General features: G+C 71.8%; 23 protein-coding genes, 4 tRNA genes and 1 pseudogene. 3 read left to right on the top strand and 25 right to left on the bottom strand.

From position 1 onward, the window contains the following. Positions 1-10: 10 nt before the first annotated feature. The 6 genes from guaB to folD form a co-directional block, all read right to left on the bottom strand. Complete coding sequence (gene guaB / locus N790_RS00140) at positions 11-1,468, bottom strand: IMP dehydrogenase (RefSeq protein WP_043799378.1); 1,458 nt, start codon at positions 1,466-1,468, stop codon at positions 11-13. Positions 1,469-1,558: 90 nt separating this feature from the next. After that, complete coding sequence (locus N790_RS00135; RefSeq protein WP_043799375.1) at positions 1,559-2,839, bottom strand: TRAP transporter large permease; 1,281 nt, start codon at positions 2,837-2,839, stop codon at positions 1,559-1,561. After that, on the bottom strand, positions 2,836-3,336 hold the full coding sequence (locus tag N790_RS00130) for a TRAP transporter small permease (RefSeq protein ID WP_052385530.1): 501 nt from the start codon (positions 3,334-3,336) through the stop codon (positions 2,836-2,838). The genes N790_RS00135 and N790_RS00130 overlap by 4 nt, the downstream gene beginning before the upstream one ends. Continuing rightward, on the bottom strand, positions 3,336-4,325 hold the full coding sequence (gene dctP / locus N790_RS00125) for a TRAP transporter substrate-binding protein DctP (protein ID WP_043799372.1): 990 nt from the start codon (positions 4,323-4,325) through the stop codon (positions 3,336-3,338). Before dctP ends, N790_RS00130 begins: the two co-directional genes overlap by 1 nt. An 18-nt stretch (positions 4,326-4,343) precedes the next feature. Beyond that, positions 4,344-5,222 (bottom strand): TRAP transporter TatT component family protein, encoded by an 879-nt coding sequence (locus N790_RS00120; protein ID WP_245593712.1) that lies wholly within the window; start codon positions 5,220-5,222, stop codon positions 4,344-4,346. Positions 5,223-5,252: 30 nt separating this feature from the next. Beyond that, positions 5,253-6,128 (bottom strand): bifunctional methylenetetrahydrofolate dehydrogenase/methenyltetrahydrofolate cyclohydrolase FolD, encoded by an 876-nt coding sequence (gene folD / locus N790_RS00115; RefSeq protein ID WP_043799368.1) that lies wholly within the window; start codon positions 6,126-6,128, stop codon positions 5,253-5,255. Between the two features lie 37 nt (positions 6,129-6,165). Between folD and N790_RS00110 the strand changes: the two genes are divergently transcribed. Then, entirely contained in the window at positions 6,166-6,459 is a 294-nt protein-coding gene (locus N790_RS00110; RefSeq protein ID WP_043799365.1) for a DUF1244 domain-containing protein, read from the top strand. A gap of 81 nt (positions 6,460-6,540) precedes the next feature. Here N790_RS00110 and N790_RS00105 read toward each other — a convergent pair whose 3' ends face one another. After that, positions 6,541-6,873: a hypothetical protein gene (locus N790_RS00105; RefSeq protein WP_156969855.1), complete on the bottom strand. Its 333-nt coding sequence runs from the start codon at positions 6,871-6,873 to the stop codon at positions 6,541-6,543. A 149-nt stretch (positions 6,874-7,022) separates the two neighbouring features. On the opposite strand from N790_RS00105, the gene N790_RS00100 reads away from it, so the two are divergent. Beyond that, complete coding sequence (locus N790_RS00100) at positions 7,023-7,880, top strand: tetratricopeptide repeat protein (protein WP_043799360.1); 858 nt, start codon at positions 7,023-7,025, stop codon at positions 7,878-7,880. After that, on the top strand, positions 7,864-10,356 hold the full coding sequence (locus N790_RS00095) for a cation-translocating P-type ATPase (RefSeq protein ID WP_211251929.1): 2,493 nt from the start codon (positions 7,864-7,866) through the stop codon (positions 10,354-10,356). Before N790_RS00100 ends, N790_RS00095 begins: the two co-directional genes overlap by 17 nt. A 46-nt stretch (positions 10,357-10,402) precedes the next feature. On the opposite strand, the gene N790_RS00090 is transcribed toward N790_RS00095, so the two are convergent. From N790_RS00090 to N790_RS16220, 18 genes and pseudogenes are all read right to left on the bottom strand, one after another. Continuing rightward, a tRNA-Val gene (locus N790_RS00090) sits at positions 10,403-10,477 on the bottom strand. A 51-nt stretch (positions 10,478-10,528) separates the two neighbouring features. Continuing rightward, positions 10,529-12,160 (bottom strand): FMN-binding glutamate synthase family protein, encoded by a 1,632-nt coding sequence (locus tag N790_RS00085; protein WP_043799357.1) that lies wholly within the window; start codon positions 12,158-12,160, stop codon positions 10,529-10,531. 15 nt (positions 12,161-12,175) lie between these two features. After that, a tRNA-Leu gene (locus N790_RS00080) sits at positions 12,176-12,262 on the bottom strand. Positions 12,263-12,371: 109 nt separating this feature from the next. Then, positions 12,372-12,445 (bottom strand) — tRNA-Cys (locus N790_RS00075). A gap of 81 nt (positions 12,446-12,526) precedes the next feature. Further along, positions 12,527-12,602: transfer RNA gene (locus N790_RS00070), tRNA-Gly, on the bottom strand. A 57-nt stretch (positions 12,603-12,659) separates the two neighbouring features. Next, positions 12,660-13,220: a CDP-diacylglycerol--glycerol-3-phosphate 3-phosphatidyltransferase gene (gene pgsA / locus N790_RS00065; protein ID WP_043799356.1), complete on the bottom strand. Its 561-nt coding sequence runs from the start codon at positions 13,218-13,220 to the stop codon at positions 12,660-12,662. Positions 13,221-13,239: 19 nt separating this feature from the next. Continuing rightward, positions 13,240-15,081, bottom strand: coding sequence for an excinuclease ABC subunit UvrC (gene uvrC, locus N790_RS00060; RefSeq protein ID WP_043799353.1), 1,842 nt, complete (start codon positions 15,079-15,081; stop codon positions 13,240-13,242). Further along, positions 15,078-16,499, bottom strand: a complete 1,422-nt coding sequence (locus N790_RS00055) for a redoxin domain-containing protein (RefSeq protein WP_043799351.1) — start codon at positions 16,497-16,499, stop codon at positions 15,078-15,080. The genes uvrC and N790_RS00055 overlap by 4 nt, the downstream gene beginning before the upstream one ends. A gap of 28 nt (positions 16,500-16,527) precedes the next feature. Then, on the bottom strand, positions 16,528-16,980 hold the full coding sequence (locus N790_RS00050) for a low molecular weight protein-tyrosine-phosphatase (protein WP_342668305.1): 453 nt from the start codon (positions 16,978-16,980) through the stop codon (positions 16,528-16,530). Positions 16,981-17,006: 26 nt separating this feature from the next. Continuing rightward, the gene (gene kdsB / locus N790_RS00045) at positions 17,007-17,780 is read right to left on the bottom strand and encodes a 3-deoxy-manno-octulosonate cytidylyltransferase (protein ID WP_043799346.1); all 774 of its coding nucleotides are present in this window, start codon (positions 17,778-17,780) and stop codon (positions 17,007-17,009) included. Further along, entirely contained in the window at positions 17,773-18,765 is a 993-nt protein-coding gene (gene lpxK, locus N790_RS00040) for a tetraacyldisaccharide 4'-kinase (RefSeq protein ID WP_211251928.1), read from the bottom strand. The genes kdsB and lpxK overlap by 8 nt, the downstream gene beginning before the upstream one ends. After that, positions 18,762-20,516 (bottom strand): lipid A export permease/ATP-binding protein MsbA, encoded by a 1,755-nt coding sequence (gene msbA / locus N790_RS00035; RefSeq protein ID WP_043799344.1) that lies wholly within the window; start codon positions 20,514-20,516, stop codon positions 18,762-18,764. The genes lpxK and msbA overlap by 4 nt, the downstream gene beginning before the upstream one ends. After that, the gene (locus N790_RS00030) at positions 20,513-20,935 is read right to left on the bottom strand and encodes an ExbD/TolR family protein (RefSeq protein ID WP_043799342.1); all 423 of its coding nucleotides are present in this window, start codon (positions 20,933-20,935) and stop codon (positions 20,513-20,515) included. Before N790_RS00030 ends, msbA begins: the two co-directional genes overlap by 4 nt. After that, positions 20,932-21,558, bottom strand: coding sequence for a MotA/TolQ/ExbB proton channel family protein (locus tag N790_RS00025; RefSeq protein ID WP_052385529.1), 627 nt, complete (start codon positions 21,556-21,558; stop codon positions 20,932-20,934). The genes N790_RS00030 and N790_RS00025 overlap by 4 nt, the downstream gene beginning before the upstream one ends. Continuing rightward, positions 21,446-23,965, bottom strand: a complete 2,520-nt coding sequence (locus tag N790_RS00020) for a DNA internalization-related competence protein ComEC/Rec2 (protein WP_052385528.1) — start codon at positions 23,963-23,965, stop codon at positions 21,446-21,448. Before N790_RS00020 ends, N790_RS00025 begins: the two co-directional genes overlap by 113 nt. A gap of 1 nt (position 23,966) precedes the next feature. After that, positions 23,967-24,653, bottom strand: a complete 687-nt coding sequence (lolD, locus tag N790_RS00015; protein WP_483756954.1) for a lipoprotein-releasing ABC transporter ATP-binding protein LolD — start codon at positions 24,651-24,653, stop codon at positions 23,967-23,969. A gap of 10 nt (positions 24,654-24,663) precedes the next feature. Next, positions 24,664-25,908, bottom strand: coding sequence for a lipoprotein-releasing ABC transporter permease subunit (locus tag N790_RS00010; RefSeq protein WP_043799337.1), 1,245 nt, complete (start codon positions 25,906-25,908; stop codon positions 24,664-24,666). 6 nt (positions 25,909-25,914) lie between these two features. Continuing rightward, positions 25,915-26,171: pseudogene (locus N790_RS16220) on the bottom strand (hypothetical protein); the annotation flags it as partial.

The raw sequence follows: 26,171 nt of genomic DNA, 5'->3' as shown, positions 1-26,171 counted from the left end.
CGTCCTGGCCTCAGCCCATCCGGTAGTTGGGCGGTTCCTTGGTGATCTGCACGTCGTGGACGTGGGCTTCGCGGGTGCCGGCGTTGGTGACGCGCACGAACTTGGGCCGCGTGCGCATTTCCTCGATGGTGGCGCAGCCGACGTAGCCCATGGACGAACGCAGGCCGCCCGCCAGCTGGTGCACGATGTTGCGCAGCAGGCCGCGGTACGGCACCCGGCCCTCGATGCCCTCGGGCACCAGCTTGTCGGCGTCGGACGCGTCCTGGAAATAGCGGTCCTTGCTGCCCAGCTCCATCGCGCCCAGCGAACCCATGCCGCGGTAGCTCTTGTAGCTGCGGCCCTGGAACAGTTCGATCTCGCCCGGGCTTTCCTCGGTGCCGGCGAACAGGCCGCCGATCATGATGCAGCTGGCGCCGGCCACGAGGGCCTTGGCGATGTCGCCCGAGTAGCGGATGCCGCCGTCGGCGATCAGCGGGATGCGGCCCTTGAGCGCGTCGGCCACCATGCCCACGGCGGTGATCTGCGGCACGCCCACGCCGGCGACGATGCGGGTGGTGCAGATGGAACCGGGGCCCACGCCCACCTTCACCGCGTCCGCGCCGGCGTCCATCAGGGCCAGGGCGGCGTCGCCGGTGACGATGTTGCCGCCGATGACCTGCAGCTTCGGGTAGTTCTTCTTGACCCAGGCGACGCGGTCGAGCACGCCCTGGGAATGGCCGTGCGCGGTGTCCACCACCACCACGTCCACGCCCGCGGCCACCAGCGCCTCGATGCGCGCCTCGGTGTCGCCGCCCACGCCCACCGCGGCGCCGGCCAGCAGCTGCTCGTCGGCGTCCTTGGCGGCGTAGGGGTTGTCGCGGGCCTTCTGGATGTCCTTGACGGTGATCAGGCCGCGCAGCGCGAAGCTGTCGTCCACCACCAGCACCTTCTCGATGCGGTGCTTGTGCATCAGCTGCAGCACCTCGTCGTCGCTGGCGCCCTCGCGCACCGTGACCAGCTTTTCCTTGCGGGTCATGATGTTCTTGACGGGGTCGTCGAGCTTCTTCTCGAAGCGCATGTCGCGGCTGGTGACGATGCCCACCAGCTGGCCTCCGTCCACCACCGGCACGCCGGAGATGTTGCGGGCGCGGGTGAGCTTGATCACTTCGCCGATGGTCGTCTGCGGCGTCACGGTGAAGGGCTCGCGGATGACGCCCGCTTCGAAGTTCTTCACCTGCAGCACGTGCGCGGCCTGCTGCTGCAGCGTCATGTTCTTGTGGATGATGCCGATGCCGCCGAGCTGGGCCATGGCGATGGCCAGGCGCGCCTCGGTCACGGTGTCCATGGCGGCCGAGACGATGGGCAGGTTCAGGCGGATGCCGCGCGTGAGCTGCGTGGCGAGGCTGACGTCCTTGGGCAGGACCGCGGAATGGGCGGGAACGAGGGAGACGTCGTCGAACGTCAGTGCTTCTGCCTGGATGCGCAGCATGGAGCGGCTCCGGGGGATGGGAAGCGCGACATTATAGCCGCCCCGCCGCCCCCGCAGGGACCCGACGGCAGGACGCTGTGGGGCGGCGCGTCAGAGCAGGCCGAGGCTCAGCCCCGGCCACCAGGTCAGCAGCGCGACCGCCAGGCCCAGGATCAGGAAGAACGGCAGGCAGGCCCGCACCAGGGTGCCGATGGGCTTGTTGAACCGGTAGGCGGCGATGAACAGGTTCATGCCCACCGGCGGGGTGAAGTAGCCCAGCTGCAGGTTGGCCAGCATCACCACGCCCAGGTGCACCGGGTGGATGCCGAAACCCGCGGCCACCGGCAGCAGCAGCGGCGTCAGGATGACGATGGCCGAGAAGATGTCGAGCAGCATGCCCACGACGAGCAGGAAGAGGTTGAGCAGGCCCAGGAACACCCAGGGGCTGTCCACGTGCCCGCGCAGGGCCTCGAACAGGGTGGTCGGCACTTCCTGGTCCACCAGCCAGTTCGACAGGGCCAGGGCGGCGCCCAGGATCAGCAGGATGGCGCCCACCATGCGCATGGACTCGGCCATTACCCCGGGCAGGCTTCGGAGGCTTATTTCCCTTTTTATACCGACAGTTACGAGAAGAACATAAAGTGCCGTCACAGCCGCCGCCTCGCTCGGCGCCAGTTCGCCCGAGTAGATGCCGCCGAGCACGATCAGCGGCAGCGGCAGTTCCCAGGCGCATTCGCGCAGGGCCGTCGCCAATTCACCGGCGTCGAAGCGGTGGCGCGACTTCGGCAGGCCCTGCCCCACCCACATCGCGTGGGCCGAAAGCATCGCCACCATCAGCAGGCCCGGCAGCAGGCCGGCCAGGAAGAGGTCGGGGATCGTCACCGGCGTTTCGCCACCCACCTGCCCCGCCACGAACCCGTAGACGATCAGCGGGAGCGAGGGCGCGAACAGCAGTCCCAGGCTGCCGGCCGAGGTCACCAGGCCCAGGCTGTAGCGTTCGGAATAACCGGCCTGGCGCAGCGCCGGGTACAGCAGCGCGCCCAGTGCCACGATGGTCACGCCCGAGGCGCCGGTGAAGGCGGTGAAGAAGGCGCAGGCGACGATGGCGACGATGGCCAGGCCTCCCGGCAGCCAGCCCAGCAGCGCGTTCGACAGCCGCACCAGGCGCTTGGGCGCCGCGCTTTCGCCCAGCAGGTAGCCGGCCAGGGTGAACAGCGGGATGGCGATCAGGCCCGGCATGTCGCCCAACCGGTAGAACTCCACGGCCACGACCACCAGGTCGTAGCCGGCGAGGTGGAAGCCCAGCAGCGCCACCGCCGCGATCACGGCGAACAGCGGCATGCCCAGCGCCGCCAGGGCCAGGATGACGACGAGCCCGAGCGGCAGGCTCATGCGCCGCCCTCGCCTTCCAGCGGCGGCGGCTCGGCCAGCGCCGACACCACGAAGCGCAGCGCCATCAGCCCGAAGCCCGCCGGCAGCGCCAGCATCGGCACCCAGCTGGGCACGCCGGCGATGAAGGGCACCGGCGCCTCGCGCTCGAAACCCACCATGCCAGCGCCGAACCAGGCCAGGGCGGCGCAGATGCCCGCCGCGGACAGGTGCGCGATGGCCCAGGCGACGCGGCGCGCCGCCGGCGGCAGCACGCGCGGCAAGGCGTCGATGGCGATGTGCTTGTGGCCGCGGGTGGCGCCCAGCGCGCCCAGCAGCGCCAGCCACAGCACGCCGGCGCGGCTGAGCGGCTCGGCCCAGGCCAGTCCGCCGTCGAAGAACACCCGCAGCGCGATCTGCGCCACCGACAGCAGCAACAGCGCGCCCAGCAGGCCGGCCAGCAGCGCGTCTTCGGCGCGGTGCAGGCGCGCCAGCCAGCGGCCGGGCCCGCCCTGCGCCATCAGCGGGCCCCGGTCTGGGCCAGGGCCTGGCGCAATGCGGCCAGGATTTCCGGCGAGATCTCGCCCTTGGCCTCCATCTCGGCCGTCACCTGCTTGCCGAAACCACGCCAGCGCGCGGCTTCGGCCGGGTCGAGCGTGGTCACCACCAGGCCCTGCTTCTTCAGCGCCTCGAGCGCGGCCACGTCGTCGCGGCGCACGTTGGCGTCCATCCGCTGCGCCGCGCCGTCGAAGGCCTTCTGCACCGCCGCCTGGTCGGCCGGCGAAAGTTTCTTCCAGGCCTTGTCGTCCACCACCAGGTAACCGACCACGAAACTCAGCGGCAGATCCACCAGGCTGCGCAGCTTGCCGTGCCACTGCAGCGCGATGGCGCCGCTGGGGGTGTTGGCCACGGTGTCCACCATGCCGGTCTGCAGGCTGGTGAAGACGTCGCCGATGGGCAGCGGGATGGTGTTCACGCCGCCGATTTCGAAGGTGCGGATGGCGATGGAATCGTTGGCCGGCACCCACAGCTTCACGCCGGCCATGTCGGCCTGGCTGCGCAGCGGCTTGTTGCCCATCAGGTAGGCGAAACCCACGCCCGAGGCGCCGAGCATGTGCAGGCCGCGCTGGCCGAAACCCTTCGCCAGCATCGGGTCCACCACCGGGCGCACCTTGTCCACGTCGGCCCAGCCGGAGAACTGGAACGGCAGGCTGTACACCGTGGCGTCCGGGTAGACCATCGACAGTTCGCTCGACGTCAGCACGCCGCCCTGCAGCTGGCCCAGGCGGATCTTGCGCAGCACCACGGCGTCGTTGCCCATCACGCCGCCGGGGAAATACTTCACTTCGACCCGGCCGCCGGTGGCCTGCCTGACTTCGGCGGCGGCGGCGCGCAATTCGCGCATCCAGGCAGAGCCGTCGGGCGCGAGCGTGGCGATCTTGAGCGTCTGCGCGGCCGCGGGGGCGGCCAGGCACAGGGCGAGAAGCAGCAACAGGGTCCGGCGCAGCATGGGGGGCCTCGGGGGCGGTCAGAAGTAGTCGCGTCCGCTGGCCTGCAGCGCTTGCGCACGCTGCTGGGCCAGCACGTTCATCAGGGTGAAACCGGGCTGGCGTGGCTCGGCCGCCAGCACTTCGGCCAGGAGCCGGTCGTGCAGCGCCTGGTCGAACACCAGCCGGGCGTAGTACTCGGCCATCAGGGTCTTGGCGTAGAGGTTGCGGCCGCCGCTGAGGGCGATGGCCGCCTCGAAGTGTTCGCGGCCGAGCTCGGGCTTTCCGCCGATGGACTCGGGCCGCAGCGAATTGAGCACGCCCAGGTAGACGCGGGCCATGCCGCGGTCGTGCGCCGGGTCGATGGCGACCACGCGTTCGAGCAGGGCCTGGACCTTGGGCAGTTCGGCGATGGCGGCCCAGTCCTCGCTGTTGGCCTGCAGGTGGCCGGCCCAGGCGGCGCCGAGGCCATAGAGCGTATCCACGCGCTTCGCCGGGGCGGCGGCAACGGCCTCGAGGAAGGGCTCGACCGGGCCCTCGATGGCGGCGCACAGGCGCGGGTCCTGCAGGCAGGTGCCGCGGCGCGCGTAGTCCATGGCCTTGGCGGCGAGGCGGCGCGCCCGCGCCTGGTCGCCTTCGGTGAAGTTGCCGGCATATGCGCCGTTGAGCTGGGCGGCGGCGAACAGCAGCGGCGCGTTGGCGGCCTTGCCGGGAGTCTGCCCGGCGACCAGGCCGTCGAGCAGCAGCAGGTAGGCCGGCAGGCCGTCGCGCACCGTGGCCGGGTCGTCGCTGGCCATCACCGCGGCGCCGAGGTTGCTGGCAAGGCGGTCGCTGGCCTTGCCCATCACCGCCGCGCAGCCACCCGCGGCCAGGGCCACCAGGCCGGCCAGCAGCAGTCGAACCAGGGCGGGATGGAGCATTCGCATGGCGTCAGGCTCCAGTGTGGCCGGTCAAGATGACGCCAATGCGGCGTCGAAGGCTTCGGCGGCTTCCAGCGTGTTCTGCATCAGCGTGGCGACGGTCATCGGGCCCACGCCGCCCGGCACCGGCGTGATCCAGGAGGCGCGCTCGAAGGCCGCGTCGAAGCCGACGTCGCCGACCAGGCGGCCGTCCTCGAGCCGGTTGATGCCGACGTCGATCACCACCGCGCCCGGCTTCACCCATTCGCCCGGCACCAGGCCGGGGCGGCCCACCGCCACCACCAGGATGTCCGCCTCGCCCACGTGCCGCTGCAGCACCTCGCGCGGGGTGAACTTGTGGCAGCAGGTGGTGGTGCAGCCGGCGATCAGCAGTTCCAGCGCCATCGGCCGGCCGACGTGGTTGCTCACGCCCACCACGGTGGCGCTCTGGCCGCGCACGGGGCGGTCGGTGTAGGCCAGCAGCGTGGTGATGCCGCGCGGCGTGCACGGGCGCAGGCCGAACTGGCGCAGCGCCAGGTGGCCGACGTTTTCCGGGTGGAAACCGTCCACGTCCTTGCGCGGGTCGATGCGGTGGATCAGGTGGCTGCCATCGCGGCCGCCGGGCAGCGGCAGCTGCACCAGGATGCCGTGGATGGTCGGGTCGGCGTTGAGCCGGTCGATCAGCGCGGTGAGTTCGGCGTCGGAGGTGCCGGCCGGCAGGTCGTAGTCGACCGCGCGGATGCCGACCTTCTTGGCGGCACGGCGCTTGTTGCGCACGTAGACGGCCGAGGCCGGGTCCTCGCCCACCAGCACCACCGCCAGGCCGGGGGCCGGCTTGCCCGCGGCCTGGCGCGCCTTCACGCGCTGCGCGAGGTCGTCCAGGAGCTTGTCGGCAATGCCCTTGCCGTCGAGGATGCGGGCGGTCATGGCAGGATTATCCCCGAACCTCCCTGCAGACCGCCACATGACCGACACCACCGCCCTCGAAGCCGCCGCCTTCCGCCGCCTGCTCGCGCACCTGCGCGAACGCAGCGACGTGCAGAATATCGACCTGATGATCCAGGCCGGCTTCTGCCGCAACTGCCTTTCGAACTGGCTGCAGGAGGCCGCCGAAGCCGCCGGCACGCCCATGGACAAGGAAGCGGCGCGCGAACACGTCTACGGCATGCCCTTCGCCGAATGGAAGGCGCGCTACCAGCGCGAGGCGACGCCGGAGCAGCTGGCCGCCTTCGAGGCCGCCCAGCGCCGCCACGGCTGAACCGCCCGGGCGCACGCAAAAAAAACGCCCCGGCCAGGCCGGGGCGTGCAATTCCCACTGACGGGAAGGAGAGACGGTGGCTCAGGCGCGCTTGCGGGCGCGCTTGGCAGCCGGGCGCGCCGGGCGGCGCGGGCTGCGCTTGGGCTTGAGGAAGCGGGCTTCGAACTCGGCCTCGGCCTGGGCGGCGAAGCCGGCGGCCTGCTTGCGCAGCTTGGCGACCTTGCGGCCGGCTTCGAGGGCCGCGGCGTCGGCGCGTGCGCGAAGGGCCTCGGCATTGGCGGCGGCGGCGGCGATCTGCTTGATTGCCTGCTTGCGGGCGAGCGACGCGGCACCCAGGCCGGCAAGCAGCACGGCGCGCGGCGAAAGGACGACGGGAGCGGGACGACGACGGCGCGGGGAAGTCTGTCGGGTCATGGCGAACCTCGTGGCGGGGCCAGGGCGGCCCGTTTCGCCCCCGAGTCTCGGCGCCCCGCCCCGAGTTTTCACACTAGAGCCGGCGCCGGCTTGCGGGGCGCGGAAGGTCGGGCGATGCTGCCCGCATCCCCGCGATGGAGTGCTCCTGCATGGCCGCCAAGAAATCCGCCTGGGCGAAGTCCCCGCACGACGCCAAGGCCTTCGACTACGCCGGCGACAAGCTCAAGAAGGCCTGGCCCGGCCTGCACGCCGGCGACGCCGAACCCTTCCCCGACGACAAGCGCGCCGCCGCGCTGATCAAGGCCGCCGGCAAGGCCGCGCCCAAGGGCATGGACGCCGCGGAGCTGGCCGAAGCGCTGCAGGACGCCTGGCGCGCCTTCCACCGCGGTGACTTCCAGCAGGCTTTCGAGGCCGGCAGCGCGCTGGGCCCGGTGGGCGCGTCGGTGGCCTGCAAGGCCATCGCCATCCACGCCACCCACCTGGTGGACGACGAGGACGAGCAGCTCAGTCGCTACGAGCAGGCCGGCAAGCTGGCCGAAGCCGCCATCGCCGCCCTGCCCGGCGAAGCCAACAGCCACTACCGCTATGCCCACGCCATGGGCCGCTACAGCCAGGGCATCTCGATCGCCAAGGCGCTCAAGCTGGGCCTGGCCACCAAGGTGCGCAAGGCGCTGGAAAAAACCCTGGAGCTCGCGCCGAAGCACGCCGAGGCGCACACGGCGCTGGGCCTGTACCACGCCGAGATCATCGACAAGGTCGGCACGCTCGTCGGCGGCCTGACCTACGGCGCCAAGGCCGCGGAGGCCGAGAAGCACCTGGCCACCGCGCTCAAGCTCACGCCCGACTCGCCGATCGCGCACGTCGAGCACGCCAACCTGCTGTTGCTGCTGCACGGCGAGAAGAAGGAAGACCAGGCCGCGAACGCCTTCGAGAAGGCCGGCAAGCTCAAGCCCCGGGACGCCATGGAGGCCCTGGACGCCGAGTTCGCCCGTGCCCAGCTCGAATAAGCTGCAGGGGCTGGACGAGGCCGAAGCCGCCCGCCGCCTGGCCCGCTTCGGCCGCAACGAACTGCCGCCGCCGCTGCGCCGCGGCCTGGGGCGCATCGCCGCGCAGGTGATGACCGAGCCCATGTTCCTGCTGCTGGCGCTGGCCGCCGGCGCCTACCTGGTGCTGGGCGAGCCGGCCGAAGGCAGCCTGCTGGCCGGATTCGCGGTCATCACCATCGGCCTGGTGGTGGTGCAGGAACGACGCAGCGAACGGGCGCTCGAGGCGCTGCGCGCGCTGGGCGCGCCCATGGCGGTCGTGCTGCGCGAAGGCGCGGTGCGCCGCGTTCCCGCCGGCGAGGTGGTGCCCGGCGACATCATCGTGCTTGAGGAAGGCAGCCGCGTGCCGGCCGACGGCCCGCTGCTGTCGGCGCAGTCGCTGCGGGTGGACGAGTCCCTGCTCACCGGCGAAAGCGTGCCCGTGGACAAGCAGCCGGGCGCCGCCGGCGACGAAGGCGAAGTGGCCGCCGGGACGCTCGTGGTTTCCGGCACCGGGCTGGCCGAGGTGTCGCGCACCGGCGCCGCCACGCGAACCGGCCAGATCGGCCAGGCCCTGGGCAGCATCGGCATCGAATCCACCCGCCTCCAGCGCGACACCGTCCGGCTGGTGCGGATGTTCGGGCTGCTGGCGCTGGCGGTGAGCCTGTCGCTGCTGCTCTTCCACGGCCTGGTCCGCGGCGAATGGGTGCAGGGCCTGCTGTCGTCGATCGCGCTGGCCATGGCCATGCTGCCCGAGGAGTTCCCGCTGGCGCTGGCCGTGTTCTTCGCGCTGGGCGCCTGGCGCCTGGCGCGGGTGGGCGTGCTGGTGCGGCGCGCGGCGGTGGTGGAAATGCTGGGCGCGGCCACGGTGTTGTGCGTGGACAAGACCGGCACCCTCACCGAAAACCGCATGCGCGTGGCCTGGCTGGACGACGGCCGGCAGGCCAGCCGGCTTGGATCCGCCACCGCGCTTTCGCCCGGGCAGCAGGCGCTGCTGCGCACCGCCGTGCTGGCCAGCCGCACGCATTCGATGGACCCGATGGACCGCGCCCTGCAGGCGATGGAAGGACACGGCGCCGCGCCGGCCGAAACCGCGCACCTGCCGCTCACCGCCGAACTGCCCGCCATGAGCGTGGCGCACGCAGGCGAGGCCGGGCTACTGCGCATCGCCACCAAGGGCGCGCCGGAGGCGGTGGCGCGGCTGTGCGGCCTGTCCGCCGCGGAGCTCGAGGCGGTGCATGTGCGCGCCTCCGACGCCGCGGCCCGCGGCCTGCGCGTACTCGGCGTGGCCGAGGCCGAGGTGCAGGGTCCCCTGCCCGCCAGCCAGCGCGACCTGCCGTTGCGCTGGCTCGGCCTGGTCGGCTTCGAAGACCCGCTGCGCGCCAGCGTGCCCGCCGCCGTGGCCGAAGCCCGCGAAGCCGGCCTCAGGGTGGTGATGCTCACCGGTGACTTCGCGCCCACGGCGCGCGCCATCGCCCGCCAGGCCGGCCTGGACGCCCCCGACGACGTACTGCTGGGCGACCAGCTGGCCGCGCTCGACGACGCCGCCTTCGCCCGCGCCGCCGCGGCCACCGGCGTCTTCGCCCGCGTGCGGCCCGAACAGAAGCTGCGCCTGGTCGAAGCGCTCAAGGCCCGCGGCGAGGTGGTGGCCATGACCGGCGACGGCGTCAACGACGCGCCGGCGCTCAAATCCGCGCACATCGGCATCGCCATGGGCAAGCGCGGCACCGACGTGGCCCGCGAGGCGGCGCCGCTGGTGCTGGTGGAGGAAGACTTCGGGCTCATCGTGGCCGCCGTGCGCCAGGGCCGGCGCATCTTCGACAACCTGCGCAAGGTGATGCTCTACATCGTGGCCATCCACGTGCCCATCGCCGGCCTGGCGGTGCTGCCGCTGCTGCTGGGTTTCCCGCCGCTGCTGCTGCCGGCGCACGTGGTGCTGATCGAGATGGTGATCGACCCGATGTGCTCGGTCACCTTCGAAAGCCAGCCCGACGAACCCGACCTGATGCAGCAGCCGCCGCGCCCGCTGGGCGAATCGCTGGTGGGCGGCCTGCAGCTCCTCCTGGCCTCGGGCCTGGGCGCGGTGCTGCTGCTGGCCTGCCTGGGCAGTTACCTGCTGGCCCAGGCCGACGGCCTGCCGCAGGACGTGGTGCGCACGCTGGCGATGCTTTCGCTGACGGCGGGCAACCTGGCGCTGGTGGCCAGCCTGTCGCACCGCCGCGGCGCCTGGGTCCGCGGCAATGGCCGGGCCTACGTCGCCATCGCCGCGGGCTCGGCCCTGGTGCTGGCGGCCTGCATCTTCGTGCCGGCGCTGCGCGGGCTGTTCGATTTCGGCCTGCCGGCCCCGGGCGACGCCCTGCGGGCCCTGGCCCTGGGCCTGGCCGGCGGCCTGGCGCTGGAACTGTTCAAGCCGCTGGCGCGGGTGCAGCGCGTGCTCGGCCGCCACGTGCGGGCCGCCTGAGCCCGGAAAACAAAAAGGCCCGGCAGTGCCGGGCCTTTTCGGGACTTGGTGGGCGGTACAGGATTTGAACCTGTGACCCCTGCCGTGTGAAAGCAGTGCTCTACCGCTGAGCTAACCGCCCCAAGGAGCCGCGAATCTTACGCGGGCGGCCGGAAACGGTCAACACGCCGGCCTAGCGCAGCTTGGTGGCCAGCATGGCGGCGGCTTCGGACGGGGGCGCGAAACTGTCGGGCCGGGCCTTGTCCCAGAACACCTGGAACACCGGGTGCTCGGCCGGCACCCCTTCCAGCAGCCGGCCCTGGGCCACGAAGCGGTGCAGCGTGGCCAGCGAACGCACCTCGGTGGACGAGACCCGGCGCACGATGTGCTCCGGCCCCAGCTGCGAGGGATGGGTCAGGCCGGCGGCCGCCAGCAGTTCCTTCAGCGCCACCAGGGTGTTGCGGTGGAAGTTGTACACGCGCGTGGCCTTGTCGGCCGGGTCCAGCGCCGCCTGGCGGTGGCGGTCCTGGGTGGCGATGCCGGTGGGGCAGCGGTCGGTGTGGCAGCTCTGCGACTGGATGCAGCCCAGCGCGAACATGAAACCCCGCGCCGCGTTGCACCAGTCGGCGCCCAGCGCCAGCGTGCGGGCGATGTCGAAGGCGGTGACCACCTTGCCGGCCGCCGCCACCCGCACGCGGCTGCGCAGGTCCAGCCCCACCAGGGTGTTGTGCACCAGCATCAGCGCCTCGCGCATCGGCGCGCCCACGTGGTCGGTGAACTCCAGCGGCGCGGCGCCGGTGCCGCCCTCGCCGCCGTCCACCACGATGAAGTCGGGCGTGATGCCGGTTTCGCGCATGGCCTTGGCGATGGCGAACCATTCCCAGGGATGCCCCACCGCCAGCTTGAAGCCGGTGGGCTTGCCACCCGAGAGCGTGCGCAGGCGATCGACGAATTCGAGCAGGCCGATGGGCGTGGAGAACGCCGAATGCGCCGCCGGCGAGTGGCATTCCACGCCCTGCGGCACGCCGCGTGCCTCGGCGATCTCGGCGCTCACCTTGGCCGCCGGCAGGATGCCGCCCTGCCCGGGCTTGGCGCCCTGGCTGAGCTTGAGCTCGATCATCTTCACCTGCGGGTCGACGGCGTTGTCGCGGAAGCGGGCTTCGTCGAAACCGCCGTCCGGGTCGCGGCAGCCGAAATAACCCGAGCCGATCTCCCACACCAGGTCGCCGCCGTGTTCGCGGTGGTAGCGCGAGATCGAGCCCTCGCCGGTGTCGTGGTAGAAGCCGCCGCGCTTCGCGCCGGCGTTGAGCGCGCGGATGGCGTTGGCCGAGAGCGAACCGAAGCTCATGGCCGAGATGTTGAAGACGCTGGCCTCGTAGGGCTGCGCCCTGCCCTCGCCGACCGCGATGCGGAAGTCGTGCGATTCGATGCGCGCCGGCCGCATCGAATGGTTGATCCATTCGTAGTCGTCGCCATACACGTCGCGCTGGGTGCCGAACGGGCGCTTGTCGAGCACGTCCTTGGCGCGCTGGTAGACGATGGCGCGCTGCTGGCGCGAGAACGGCCGCTCGTCGGTGTCCGTCTCGATGAAGTACTGGCGGATCTCGGGGCCGATCGATTCCAGCCCGTAGCGGAAATGCGCCGTGAGCGGGAAGTTGCGCCGCAGCGCCTGCTTGGTTTGCAGCAGGTCCCACAGGCCCACCAGCGACAGCGTCCCGAACACCCCCAGGCCCCAGCCGGCGAGCGGCGTGTACACCAGGGCCACGCCGCTGGCCACGGCCAGCAGCAGGCAGGCGGCGAAGGGCCAGTAGCGCGAAGGCAGCATGGGCGTCTCCTCAGGTGGTGCCCGGGGCGGGAGTCGAACCCGCATGGCCTTGCGGCCGGAGGATTTTAAGTCCCATGCGTCTACCAGTTTCGCCACCCGGGCCTCCGGCGATGTTGCCGCAAGCGTGCGGTGGCCGCCAGCGCGGAATGCCGCGGTGTCCGCGCAAATCCGTGGCCAAAAAAAAGCCCCGCCGAGACGGGGCTTCAAGATTTGGAGGCCGAGGTCGGAATTGAACCGGCGTACGCGGATTTGCAGTCCGCTGCATAACCACTCTGCCACCCGGCCGGGTGTCTAACATGGGCGAGCAGCTTAGCGCGGCTGGCCCGGAAAAAACAAAACCCCGACGGGCGGGGTTTTGTGTCGAACTGGAGCGGGAAACGAGACTCGAACTCGCGACCCCGACCTTGGCAAGGTCGTGCTCTACCAACTGAGCTATTCCCGCGGAACAGACGCACATTTTGGGGATTCCCCCGGCGGCTGTCAACACCCTTTTTCGAATTCAGCCCTTCTTGCGCATGGTCGGCCAGGCCGCCCGCAGGTAATCCCAGCCCGACCACAGGGTCAGGGCCGCGGCGATGGCCAGCAGCCATTCGCCCAGCTTGAACACCGGCAGCAGCCACAGGTCTTCCTGGAACAGCAGGCAACTGATGGCGGTCATCTGCACGATGGTCTTGAGCTTGCCCAGGCCGGCCACCTTCACCAGGCCGTGCGCGCCCATCTGCGCCATCCACTCGCGCAGGGCCGAAATGGTGATCTCGCGGCCGATGATCACCGCGCTCAGCAGCGCCATCCACGGCGTGTCGTGGCGCTCCACCACCAGCAGCAGCGCGAAGGCCACCGTGAGCTTGTCGGCCACCGGGTCGAGGAAGGCGCCGAAGGCGGAATACATGCCATAGCGCCGGGCGATCCAGCCATCCAGCCAGTCCGTCACCGCGCCCAGGATGAACACCGCCGCCGCGGCGATGTTGGTCCAGCCGTAAGGCAGGTAGAAGACGATGACCATCACTGGGATCAGGATGATCCGGAAGATGGTGAGCATGGTGGGGATGGTCAGGGTCATCGGGCGTCCGGGGGCGGGCTCAGGGCGATTGTGGCTCAAGTCCGTGCAGCGCGGCGTAGATGCGCTGCGCCAGCGCGGCGTTGACGCCCTCGACCCGGGCGATTTCCTCCACGCCCGCGGCCTTCAGCCCCACCAGGCCGCCGAAGTGCTTGAGCAGGCTGGCGCGCCGGCGCGGGCCGATGCCCGGGATGTCCTCGAGGCGGCTGGTTTCGCGCGCCTTCTGGCGCTTGCCGCGGTGGCCGGTGATGGCGAAGCGGTGGGCCTCGTCGCGCACCTGCTGCACCAGCTGCAGACCGGGCGAGGCGGCACCGGGGCGCAGTTCGCGGCCGTCGGGCAACACCAGCGCCTCGTGCCCGGCGCGGCGGGCCTCGCCCTTGGCCACGCCCACCATGGCCACGCCCCGTACCCCCAGTTCGTCGAGCACCGCACGCGCCTGGGCCAGCTGGCCGGCGCCGCCGTCGATCAGCAGCAGGTCGGGCAGCACGCCCTCCTCCACTCCGCGCCTGAAGCGTCGCTCCAGCGCCTGGTGCATGGCGGCGTAGTCGTCGCCCGGTTCGATGCCGCTGATGTTGAAGCGCCGGTACTGGCCGCGCACCGGGCCTTCGGCGTCGAACACCACGCACGACGCCACGGTGGCCTCGCCCATGGTGTGGCTGATGTCGAAACACTCGATGCGCTTGGGCGGCTCCGGCAGCTCCAGCAGCTCCTGCAGCGACAGCAGGCGGGCGCGCTGGCTGGCGCTGCTGCCGATCTCGGTGGCCAGGGCCAGGGCGGCGTTCTGGCGGGCGATGTCGAGGTAACGCGCGCGTTCGCCGCGCACCGAGGCCTTGAGCTCCACCTTGCGCCCGGCCTGGCCGGTGAACACGTCCTGCAGCAGGTCCTGGTCGGGGATGGCGTGGCTGAGCACGATCTCGCGCGGCGGCCGCTGCTCGAGGTAATGCTGGGCCACGAAGGCCCCCAGCACTTCCTCCGGCGACTCCACCCCGTTGGCCTTGGGGAAATAGCTGCGCGTGCCCTGGTTGAAGCCGTTGCGGAAGGCCATCAGCAGCACGCAGGCCAAACCCTGGTCCACCACGCAGGCTAGCACGTCCATCTCCACCTGCTCGCCCTCCACGTACTGGCGGGCCTGGATGCGGCGGATGGCGGCGATCTGGTCGCGCAGCTGGGCCGCCTGCTCGAACTCCAACCGCGCGCTGGCCGCTTCCATGGCCTTGCCCAGCTCGTCCACCAGTTCGGTGCTGCGGCCCTCCAGGAACAGCACCGCGCGGCGCACCGTGGCGTCGTACTCGCGGGTGGGCACCAGCCCCACGCAAGGCGCGGTGCAGCGGCCGATCTGGTGCTGCAGGCAGGGCCGGCTGCGGTTGCGGAACACGCTGTCCTCGCAGCTGCGCAGCTTGAAGAGCTTGAACATCAGGTCCAGCGTCTCGCGCACCGCGCCCGAGCTGGGGTAAGGCCCGAAGTAGCGCCCCGGCAGCGAACGCGGGCCGCGGTGGTAGGCCAGGCGCGGCCAGGTTTCGTCGGTGAGCAGGATCTGCGGGTAACTCTTGTCGTCGCGCAGCAGCACGTTGTAGCGCGGCCGCAGCGACTTGATCAGCTGGTTCTCCAGGATCAGCGCCTCGCTTTCGGTGCGCGTCACCGTGACCTCGATGTTGGCGATCTGCGCCACCATCAGGGCGATGCGCCGCGAGGGCTGTTCCTTGAGGAAATAGCTGGCCACGCGCTTCTTCAGCGAGGCCGCCTTGCCCACGTAGAGCACGCTGCCGTCGGCGCCCAGCATGCGGTACACGCCCGGCGCGGGCGTCAGCTTGCGGACGAAGGCCTTGCCGTCGAAGCCGGCGGCTCCACCTGCGGGCTCGGTCATTCGCCGATCGGCAGGCGGGCCAGCTTGCCGTTGCCCAGGTCGTAGCGCAGCACTTCGTGCGCGCCGGTGTTGGCGATCCACAGCGAACCCGGGCCGGTGGCCAGCGCGGCCGGCTGTTCCAGGGCGTGCGACAGCGGGTGCGTGGCCACGTCGCCGCCGCCGAGGCGCAGCCGGCGCAGGCTGCCGTTGTAGCTGTCGGCGATCCACAGCACCGGGCTGGACGGGTCGAGCGCGATGGCCTGCGGGAACTGCAGGCGGGCCTCGCGGCGCTGCCCGTCCTCGTCGCCGAACTCGTAGAGTCCCTGCCCCACCAGCGTCTGCACCTGCCCCTGGGCCACCTGCAGGCTGCGGATGGCGGAGCTGGCGGCGTCGGCGATGTAGAGCGTCTGCTGCACCTGGGCCAGGCCGGCCGGGTGCGCGAACATGGCGCTGGCGGCCGGGCCGTCGGCGATGCCCAGTTCGCCCGAACCGGCCACGCGGCGAAGCTTCGCCCCGCCCAGCTCGTAGTCCCAGATCTGGTTGGTGCCGGCCATGGCGATGTAGATGCGGTCGAGCGTGCCGACCACGTCCCAGGGCTGGTTGAGTGGCAGCTCCGCGGCCTTGCCGCTGCCCTCGCGCACGGGACCGGCGCGGCCGTTGCCGAGCAGGGTTTCGACCACGCCGTCGAGCAGGCGGATGCGGCGCAGCGCGTGGTTGCCGGTGTCGGCCACGTACAGCGATTCGCGCACCAGGCACAGGCCGCGCGGCAGGCGGAAGGCGGCGTCTTCCGGCGCGCCGTCCACCAGGTCGCCGTGGCCGGTGCCGAACTCGCGCAGCACGCGGCCCGAATGGGTGCATTCGAGGATGCGGTGGTGGCCGGTGTCGGCCACGTACAGGTGGTTTTCGCCCACGGCCAGGCCGGACGGGAAAGCCAGCGGCAGGCGCGGTTCGGCGCCGGTGCGGCGGGCCGGTTCGCCCGGCATCACGGCGCCGCCGACTTCGTCGATCAGGCCCTGCACGGCGACGTCGATGGCGCCGGACTGGTCGTCGCCGGTGAACACCTGGCGCAGCCGCCCGCGGGTGTCGATCAGCGCCACCGAGGGCCAGCCCTGGATGCCGTAGTGCTGCCAGGTGGTCCAGCCGCGGTCGTTGGCGACCGGGAACGGCAGGCCCAGGCGGTTGACCGCCTTGAGCACCAGCCGGCCGTCGAGTTCCGAGTCGAACTTCGGCTGGTGGATGCCCAGCAGCGACAGCCCCACCGGGAAGCGCGCCTGCAGCCGCACCAGGTCTTCCAGCAGCGTGTGGCAGTAGGCCGAGGCCGCGTTCCAGAACACCAGGGCCAGCACGCGGCCGCGCTGCGCCTCGATGCGCTGCGGCGTGGCGTTGAGCCACTGCAGGCTGGGCTGCAGTTCGGGGGCGGCGACCAGGGCTGGATTCATGCGGGGGCTGTCCGGGGGAACGAAGGCATTATGCCTCCCTGGCCAAACGCCGCAGCAAGCCGTCGGCGGCCTCGCGGGCCAGCGCGCAGACGTGGTCGAAATCGCGGGTGTCGCCGTAATACGGGTCCGGCACTTCGCCGTTGCGCCTTACCCCGCTCCAGTCCAGCACCAGGGCGATGCGGCCCTTGGCCGCCGTGGGCGCCAGCGACTTCACCGCCGCCAGGTTGTCGCGGTCGGCGCACAGCACCAGGTCGAAGCGCTGGAAATCGGCGAACTGCAGCTGCCGGGCGCGCTGGCCGCTGATGTCCACGCCGGCGCGCAGGGCGGCGGCGATGGCGCGCGGGTCGGGCGGCTGCCCGGCATGCCAGCCGCCGGTGCCGGCGGAATCCACCGAATACGCCACCGGTGATTGCGCGCGCAGGTGCGCCGCCCAGCCTTCCAGCAGGGGCGAACGGCAGATGTTGCCCATGCATACAAACAAGATATTCAAATAGTTACGTCACATTATTAAAGTTTATTGTCAGCCCGGAAACGGGCATCCGCCCGCGCCAGGTCGGCTTCGGTGTCCACGCCGGGCGGGAACGGCACCGGCGTCAGGCCCACGGCGATGCGGTGGCCGGCTTCGAGCACGCGCAGCTGCTCCAGCGCCTCCAGGGTTTCCAGCTCGCCGGGCGGCAGCCGGGTGAATTCGCGCAGGAAGCCGGCGCGGTAGGCGTAGATGCCGATGTGGCGCAGCACCGGACCCGGCCCCAGCGTGGTGCGGTCGCGGGCAAAGCGGTCGCGCTGCCACGGGATCGGCGCGCGGCTGAAGTACAGCGCGTGCCCGGCGCGGTCGCGCACCAGCTTGACGGCGTTGGGGTCGAACAGGGTGTCGGCGTCTTCTATGGGCGCGGCCAGGGTGGCCATGCCCGCCGTGCCCGAAGCGAGTACTTCGGCCACGGCGCGGATGCCTTCGGGCGGGGCGAAGGGTTCGTCGCCCTGCAGGTTCACCACGATGGTGTCGTCGGCCCAGCCAAGCTGGTCGGCGCATTCGGCCAGCCGGTCGGTGCCGGAGGCGTGGTCGGCGCGGGTCATGCACACGGTCAGGGCTTCGTCGCGCAGTGCCCCGGCGATGCGGGCGTCGTCGGTGGCCACCACCACCCCGCGGGCGCCGGCGGCCAGGGCGCGGCGCGCCACGTGCACCACCATCGGCGTGCCGGCGATCAGGCGCAGCGGCTTGCCCGGCAGGCGCGAGGCGCCGTAGCGCGCGGGGATGGCGACGATGAAATCGGTCTCAGGCATTCACGGGGCTCCAGTCGGCCAGGCGCTCGGCGATCGCATCGAGCAGGCCGGCGGGCAGTTCCGCCGACACCGGTACGAACCAGGCATTGGCCAGGGAAAAATCGACGCACTTCACCGCGTCCTTCTCGGTCATCAGCAGCGGCAGCGGCGGGCTGAAGCGCAGGTCGGCGGCGAGGAAGGCGTGGTGGTCGGGAAAAGGGTGTTCGTGCACCTGCAGGCCGGCTTCGCGCAGCGAGGCGAAGAAGCGCCCCGGGTTGCCGATGCCGGCCAGCGCATGCACCGGCCCCGGCGCGAACAGGGCCAGCGGGCGCGAGGCGCCCCCGTCCAGCGGCTCGGCCTCGCCCAGGCGCAGGCGCATGGGCCAGTCGCCCTCGCCCGCCGTGCCGCCGTTGACCACGCGGAAATCCACGCGCCGGCCCGGCAGCTCGCGCAGCGGGCCGGCCGGCAGCAGGAGGCCGTTGCCGTGGCGGCGCTGGCCGTCCACCACTTCGATTTCGATGTCGCGGCCCAGGCGCACATGCTGCAGGCCATCGTCGGCGATCACCAGGTTGCAGCCCTCGGCGACCAGGCGGCGCGCACCGGCCACGCGGTCGCTGTCCACGAACACCGGCAGGCCGGTGCGGCGGGCGATCAGCAGCGGTTCGTCGCCGCAGACTTCCGGCGGCAGGTGCGGGGTGACGCGCACGGGTTCCTGCGAACGGCGGCCGTAGCCGCGGCTGACGATGCCGGGCCGCCAGCCTCGTTCCGCCAGCGCCCGCGCCAGGGCGATGGTGAGCGGGGTCTTGCCGCTGCCGCCGGCCACCAGGTTGCCCACCACCAGCACCGGCACCCGCAGCCGGTGCACGCGGCGCAGCCCGCGCCGGTAGAGCGCGGCGCGCACCGCCAGCAGCCCGCGGTAAACGAGCGACAGCAGGCGCAGCCCGGGGCCCGGCGCCACGCCGCCGTACCAGCGCCGCAGCAGCCAGTGCTCCAGCGCGGCTTTCACCCGGCCTCCGTCTCGCGGAACTGCATGCGGTGCAGGTGGGCGTAAAGCCCACCCCGCGCCAGCAGCTGGGCATGCGTGCCCTGCTCCACCAGCTTGCCGCCGTCGAGCACCAGCACCTGGTCGGCGTGTTCCACCGTGGACAGGCGGTGCGCGATGACCAGCGTGGTGCGGTCGGGGATCAGGCGGTTGAGCGCGTCCTGCACCAGGCGTTCGGATTCGGTGTCGAGCGCGGCCGTGGCCTCGTCCAGGATCAGGATGGGCGCGTCCTTGAGGATGGCGCGGGCGATGGCCAGGCGCTGGCGCTGGCCGCCCGAGAGCAGGCCGCCGTTTTCGCCGATGTGAGCCTGCAAGCCGCCCGGCAGGCGTTCGATGAACTCGAGCGCATTGGCATCGCGGGCGGCCGCGCGGATGCGCTCGGGCTCGGTGCCGGCGGCGGCGCCGTAGGCGATGTTGGCCTCGATGGTGTCGTCGAACAGCATCACGCGCTGGCCAACCATGGCGATCTGCCGGCGCAGGTCGGCCAGGCGGTAATCGCCCACCGGGTGGCCGTCCACCCGCACCTGGCCGCTGCTGGCCTCGTAGAAGCGCGGCAGCAGGCGGATCAGCGTGGACTTGCCGCTGCCCGAGCGGCCGACGATGGCCGTCACGGTGCCCGGCGCGGCGGTGAAGGAAATGCCCGACAGCGCCGGCGCTTCCTGGCCCGGGTATGTCACCGACACGTCGCGGAATTCGAGCTCGCCGCGGGCGCGTTGCAGCGGCCGGGTGCCGCGGTCGTCCTCGTCGGGTTCGTCGAGGATGGTGAACAGGCGGTCGGCCGCCGCCACGCCCTTCTGCACCAGGCTCTGCACGTTGGTGATGCGCTTGAGCGAGGGCAGCAGGGCCATCATCGAGGTGAGCAGCGCCACGAAGCTGCCGGCGGTCATTCGGCCGCGGCTGGCTTCGTGGCCCGCCACCAGCAGGATGACCGCCAGGCCGATGGCGGCCAGGATCTGCACCATGGACGAGGCGGCGGCGCGGGTGGATTCCACCTTGATGCCCAGCCGCAGGTTGCGGCCCACCAGGTCGCGGTAGCGCGCCAGCTCGGAGTCCTGGGCGCCGTAGATCTTCACTTCCTGCTGGGCCGACAGCGCCTGCTCGGCGATCTGCGCCATGTTGGCCACGCCGTCCTGGATGCCGCGGTTGATGCGCCGGTAGCGGCGCCCCACCACCGAGGAGATGCCGGCGATCAGCGGCGCCAGCACCAGCATCACCAAGGTGACGCGCGGGCTGTAGTAGAACATCACGCCCAGCAGGGCGACGATGGTGAGCGTGTCGGTGAGGATCACCTTGATCGCGTCGGAGCTGGCCTGGGTGACCTGCTCGGTGTCGTAGTTCAGGCGCGACACCATGGCCGCCACCGGCTCGCGGTCGAAGCGCACGCTGGGCAGGCGCAGGTACTTGGCCAGGATGTCCTCGCGCAGGTCGCGCACCACGCTGCGGCCGGTGCGGGCCATGCCGTAGTCGGTGGCGAAGGTGGCGGCGCCACGCACCAGGAACAGCAGCACGATGGCCAGCGGGATCGACCAGCGCATGTCCGGGTTCTGGGCGACGAAGGTCTCGTCCACCATCGGCTTCATCATCCAGGTGAAGGCCGCCGCGGCCCCCGCCTCGAACAGCATGCCGACGCCGGCCGCGGCCAGCAGCGGCCAGTAGCGCCGCGCCCGCCCGAGCAGGCGGCGGTAGATCACCCAGGCCGAAGTCTCCTTGCTCAAGGCCGGGCCTCGGGCGTGGTGGCGATGGAGATGCGGGTGAAGCCGAGCTGGCCCAGCGCGTCCATGGCCGTGATCAGGGCCTGGGTGTCGGCGCGGGCATCGGCGCGCACCACGACCGGGCGCTCGCGGTCGCTGCCCGCCACGCGGGCGATGGCTTCGCGAAGGGAGGTGGCGTCGCGCTTGAGCACTTCGTTGCTGCCGATGAAGAAGCGGCCGTCGGCGTCCACCAGGATCGTCAGCGGCTCGGCCGCTTCGACCTCGGCGCTGGACTGGGTGGTGGGCAGCACGATCTTGAGCGCCGAGCGGTGGTCGAAGGTGGTGGTGACCACCAGGAAGATGATGAGGCAGAACACCACGTCGATCAGCGAGACGAGGTTGATCTCCGGCTCGTCGGGCACCCGGCCCGAACCCAGCTTCATGCCTCGCCACCCCGGGCCTTGGTCGCCCGCGGCGGCTTGCCGGGCGTGGCCGACGGGGCCTCGTCGAGCGCGTCGAGCAGGGCGATGGCCTGCTTTTCCATGTCCACCACGTACTCGGTCACCCGGCCGCGCAGGTAGCGGTGGAACATCACCGCCGGGATCGCCACGCACAGGCCCGCGGCCGTGCTGATCAGCGCCTGGCCGATGCCGCCGGCAAGCTTGTTGGCGTCGCCGACGCCGGAGGTGAGGATGCCCAGGAACATCTGGATCATGCCGAACACGGTGCCCAGCAGGCCCAGCAGCGGCGTCACCGCGGCGATGGTGCCCAGGGTGTTGAGGAAACGCTCGAGCCGGTGCGCCACGTGGCGGCCGACGTCCTCGATGCGCTCCTTGATGATCTCGCGCGGGCGGTGGCGCACGTCCAGGCCGGCGGCCAGCAGTTCGCCCAGCGGCGAATTGTGGCGGAGGATGTCGATGTGCTTGGGGTCGAGCTGGCGGCCGCGGGCCCAGTCACGGACCTCCTCGCCCAGGCCCGGGGGCAGCACTTCCCTGCGGCGCAGGCTCCAGAAGCGTTCGAGGATGATGGCCAGGGCCAGCACGGCCAGCGCGATGATCGGCGCCATCACCCAGCCGCCCGCTTTGATCAGTTCCAGCACGCCACACCTTTGCCGTTGGGGGGTCGCCGATAGCATAGCCTGTGCCGCCGCCGGGGGTGGCATGGCGCCAGTAGCGCGGGTGGTCCTGGCGCCAGCGTTCGAGCACCTGCACGCCGCCGCGACCCAGGCGCAGCCGGATGGCACCGCTGCCCGCGCTGTCGTGCAGGGCCACGCCGTAACGGTCGTACCGCGCCAGCACCTGCGCCTTGGGCAGGCCGAAGCGGTTCTCGTGGCCCACCGGCAGCAAACCCAGCGAGGGCCGCACCGCCGCCAGGAAGTCCAGGCTCGACGAGGTGTCGCTGCCGTGGTGCGGCACCACCAGCAGGTCGCTGCGGATGGCCGCCGGTGGGAGCTTCGCCAGCCGCGCCTCGACGTGGCGGCCGATGTCGCCGGGCAACAGCGCGGTGGCGCCGCCGGCCTCGATGCGCAGCACGCAGCTGCTGTCGTTGCGCAGGTAGGGGAAATACGGCGTGGGGTGCAGCCAGCGGAAGCGCACGCCGTCCCAGGTCCATTCCCCGCCTTGTTCGCAGCGGCGCATGCCGGGGCCGGCCCAGCCTTCGGGCGCGAACACCGCGGCTGGTGGCATGGCCGCGATAACGGCCGGCGCGCCGCCGGCGTGGTCGTTGTCGCCGTGGCTGATGACCAGCGCGTCCAGCCGGCGCACGCCGAGTGCGCGCAAGGTGGGCAGCACCGCGGTTTCGCCGGCGTCGAGGCCGCGCACCGGTGCGGGACCGGCGTCGTACAGCAGTACATGGCGCTCGGTGAGGACCAGCAGCGACAGGCCCTGGCCGACGTCCACCAGCACCAGGTCGGCCTCGCCGTGCGCGGGCCGCGGCAGCGCGGGCCATAACAGGGGCAACAGCAGCAGCGGCGACAGGTGTTTGCCGGGCACGCCGCGCGGCAGCAGCAGCCAGAACACGCCCGCCAGGGCCAGCGCGACCGCCAGCGGCGTCGGCGCCGGCAGCCACACCAGCGCGGCAGGCCAGTCGGCGACGTACTCCAGTACCCACCACAGCGCCTGCATCAGCGCGGCGGCGCCCTGCCAGGCCAGCGTCGCCGCCGCATCGCTGGCAGGCGACAGCGCGATGCCCAGCAGCGCCAGCGGCACCACGCCCAGGCTGATCCAGGGAATGCCCACCAGGTTCACCAGCGGCCCCGGCAGCGACGCCTGGTTGAAGAACCACACGCCCAGCGGCAGCAGCCCCAGCATGGCCACCGCCTGCGCGCCCAGGAAGGGGCGCCACCAGCCCTGCCCTGCGGCGTCCGGCAGGCACCACAGCAACCAGGCCACGCCGAGGAAACTGAGCCAGAAGCCGGGCGCCAGCACGCTCAGCGGATCCACCAGCAGGATGGCCACGGCGGCCAGGGCCAGCGCGTCGCCGGTGCCCAGCGGGCGTCGCAGCAGCCGCGCCGCCGCGACCACGGCGATCATCAGCGCGGTGCGCATCGTGGGCAGCGCGAATCCCGCCAACGCCGTGTAGGCCGCCGCCATGCCCAGCGCCGCGACCGCCGCGCCCTGGGGTCGCGGCCAGCGCCGCCCCAGCGAGGGAAACACCCGCCAGGCCCCCTGCCCCAGCAGCGCGCCCAGGCCGGCGACCAGGCCCACGTGGAAACCGGAAATGGCGATCAGGTGCGTCAGGCCGGTGGCGCGCAGCACTTCCCAGTCGTGTTCGTCCAGGCCGCGGGTGTCGCCCAGCGCCAGCGCCTGCACGAAGCGCGCGCCAGGGCCGGGCACGGCGGCCGCGATGCGCCCGGAGAGGGCCGCTCGCGCCGCGTCGAGGCCTTCTCCGGGCGAAAGCTGGCGCGCACGTTCCGGTTCAAGCACGTGGCCAGTAGCGGCGATGCGCTGCTCGAGCGCGCGCCGCTCCACGTCGACGCCGCCGGGGTTCACCAGGCCGCGCGGCGGACGCAGTTTCAGGCGAAGCTGCCAGCGGCTTCCGGGGGCAAGCGCGGGCGGCTGGCCGGGCGGTTCGACGAACCAGCCCAGTCGCACGGTGCGCCCGGCCAGCGGCGCCGCGCGGCCCGGTGCCCCGGTGATGGTGAACAGGAAACGCGTGGCGTCCTCGTGGCGCGCAGGTAGCCCCGTGACGACGCCCTCCACCTCGAGCGGCAGGCCCGTCAGCGAGGCCGGCAACCGGGCCTGCAGGGCCGCCGCACCCTGCGCCGAAGCCAGGGCGATGCCCAGCAGCGCCGCACCCAGCGGACGCAGCCATTCGCCACGCCACCACAGCAGCAGGCCCGCGAAACCCCAAGCCCAGTGCCACGGAGCCTCGGGAAGGCTGGCCAAGCCCTGCACCCACAGCACGCCCGCCAGCAGGCCGGCCGCTACGGCCAGCCCGAAGGGTGCCGGCGCGGTCGCCCGCGCGGGCGGCACGCTAGCCCTCGGTCAAAGGTCGCAGCTGCCCCTGGGTGAGTTCCAGGGTTCGATCCAGTCGCCGCGCCAGGCGGCGATCGTGGGTGACCATGACCAGGGCGGTACCCTGCTCGCGGTTGAGTTCCAGCATCAGCTCGAACACGCCGGCGGCGGTTTTTTCGTCGAGGTTGCCGGTGGGCTCGTCGCCCAGCACGCAGGCCGGGCGCGTCACCAGCGCGCGCGCCACCGCGGCGCGCTGGCGTTCGCCGCCCGACAGTTCGCCCGGCTTGTGGCCGAGGCGATGGCCCAGGCCGACGCGCTCGAGCAGCGCCCGGGCCGGCGCCTGCGCGGCGGCCACGGCTTCGCCGCGGATGAGCAGCGGCATCATCACGTTCTCGAGCGCGGTGAATTCCGGCAGCAGGTGGTGGAACTGGTAAACGAAGCCCAGCGCGCGGTTGCGCAGTTCGCCGCGGGCGCGTTCGCCCAGGGCCGACATGCGCTGGCCCGCCACGTGCACTTCGCCGGAGCTGGCCTGGTCCAGGCCGCCCAGCAGGTGCAGCAGCGTGCTCTTGCCGGCGCCCGACGCACCGACGATGGCCACGGTTTCGCCGCGCCGGACGGTGAGGTCGAGGCGGTCGAACACCGGCGTGCGCAGGTCGCCTTCCTCGTAGGTCTTGCCCAGCTTCTCGCAGCGGATGACGACGTCCATGTTCGTGGCCTCACTCATAACGCAGCGCCGTGGCCGGGTCGGTGCGCGAGGCGCGCCAGGCCGGGTAGATCGTCGCCAGCAGGCACAGCACGAAGGCCACGCCCGCCACCGACAGCACGTCCATGGGGTCCACCAGGGTGGGCACGCCGGAGATGTAATAGACGTCCGACGGCATCAGCTCGGCGCCGACCAGGCCTTCGACGAAACGCACGACGTGCGAGAGGTTGCTGGCCAGCAGCACGCCGCCGGCCACGCCGATGGCGATGCCGACCACGCCGATCACCAGGCCCTGCACCACGAACACCCGCATCACCCCGCCGGGCGACATGCCCAGCGTGCGCAGGATGGCGATGTCGGACTGCTTGTCCTGCACCAGCATCACCAGCGAGGACACCAGGTTGAAGGCGGCGATGGCGATGACCAGCGAGAGCAGGATGAACATCACCGTCTTTTCCATCTTCAGCGCGCGGAAGAAGTTGGCATGGTCGCGGGTCCAGTCGCGCACGCGGTAGGCGCCGTCGAGGCGGTCGCTCAGGTCGCGCGCCACCGGCCAGGCCTGCCAGAGGTCGTTGAGCTTCAGGCGCACGCCGGTGACGCCCTCGCCCATCCGGCCCAGCTTCTGCGCGTCCTGCAGGTGCACCAGGGCCATGCCCAGGTCATATTCCTGCGCGCCGGCCTCGAAGATGCCGACCACGGTGAAGCGCCGCGCGCGCGGCATGGCGCCGAGCGGGGTGACGGTGGATTCGGAGATGTACACGTTCACCGCGTCGCCGACGCCGGCGCCGAGCATGAGCGAGAGTTCGCGCCCGAGCACGATGCCGTAGCCGCCGGGCTTGAGGTCGGCCAGCGAACCCTGGACCATCTTTTCGCCCAGCTCCGACACCCGCGGTTCGAGCTCGGGCAACACGCCGCGGATGATGGCGCCGCGGCGGTTGAGGCCCTGCACCAGCGATTCGGTTTCGACATAGGGCGCGGCGCCCAGCACCCGCGGGTCCTGGCCGGCCAGCTCGACCGCGCGCGGCCAGTCCTGCAGCGGGCCGTCGAGGCCCGACACCGTGGCGTGCGCCACCATGCCCAGGATGCGGTCGCGCAGTTCCTGCTGGAAGCCGCTCATCACCGCGATGGTGGTGATGAGCGCGATGACGCCGATGATGATGCCCAGGATGGACGCCATCGAGATGAAGGAGATGAAGCCGTTGCGGCGCTTGGCGCGCAGGTAGCGCAGGCCGATCGAGAATGGCAGGGGCTGGAACATGGGGTCCTAGGCTGCCACGGCGGGCAGGATGGGGTCATGGCGGGACGAGGCGGCCACCGCGAGCCGGAGCTGGCGGCGGCCCGCCGCGTCCAGCGTGTCGGGCCACCAGGCCAGCCGCAGCGTGCGGCCACCGGGCGTGCGTGCGCAGAGTAGCGTGAGCGGGCCCTGTTCGCGCAAGCGCGGGGCGCGCAGCGCGGCGCCCTCTTCGCTGCCATTCATGATGCGCAGGGCCGGGCCGGCGACCGACAGCGACAGGCACGGCC

This window comes from Arenimonas malthae CC-JY-1, from assembly GCF_000747075.1.
GTDB classification, from domain to species: Bacteria; Pseudomonadota; Gammaproteobacteria; order Xanthomonadales; family Xanthomonadaceae; genus Arenimonas; species Arenimonas malthae.
Note: the sequence above shows the minus strand (reverse complement) of the source record. Positions and strands in the feature narration are given on the sequence as shown.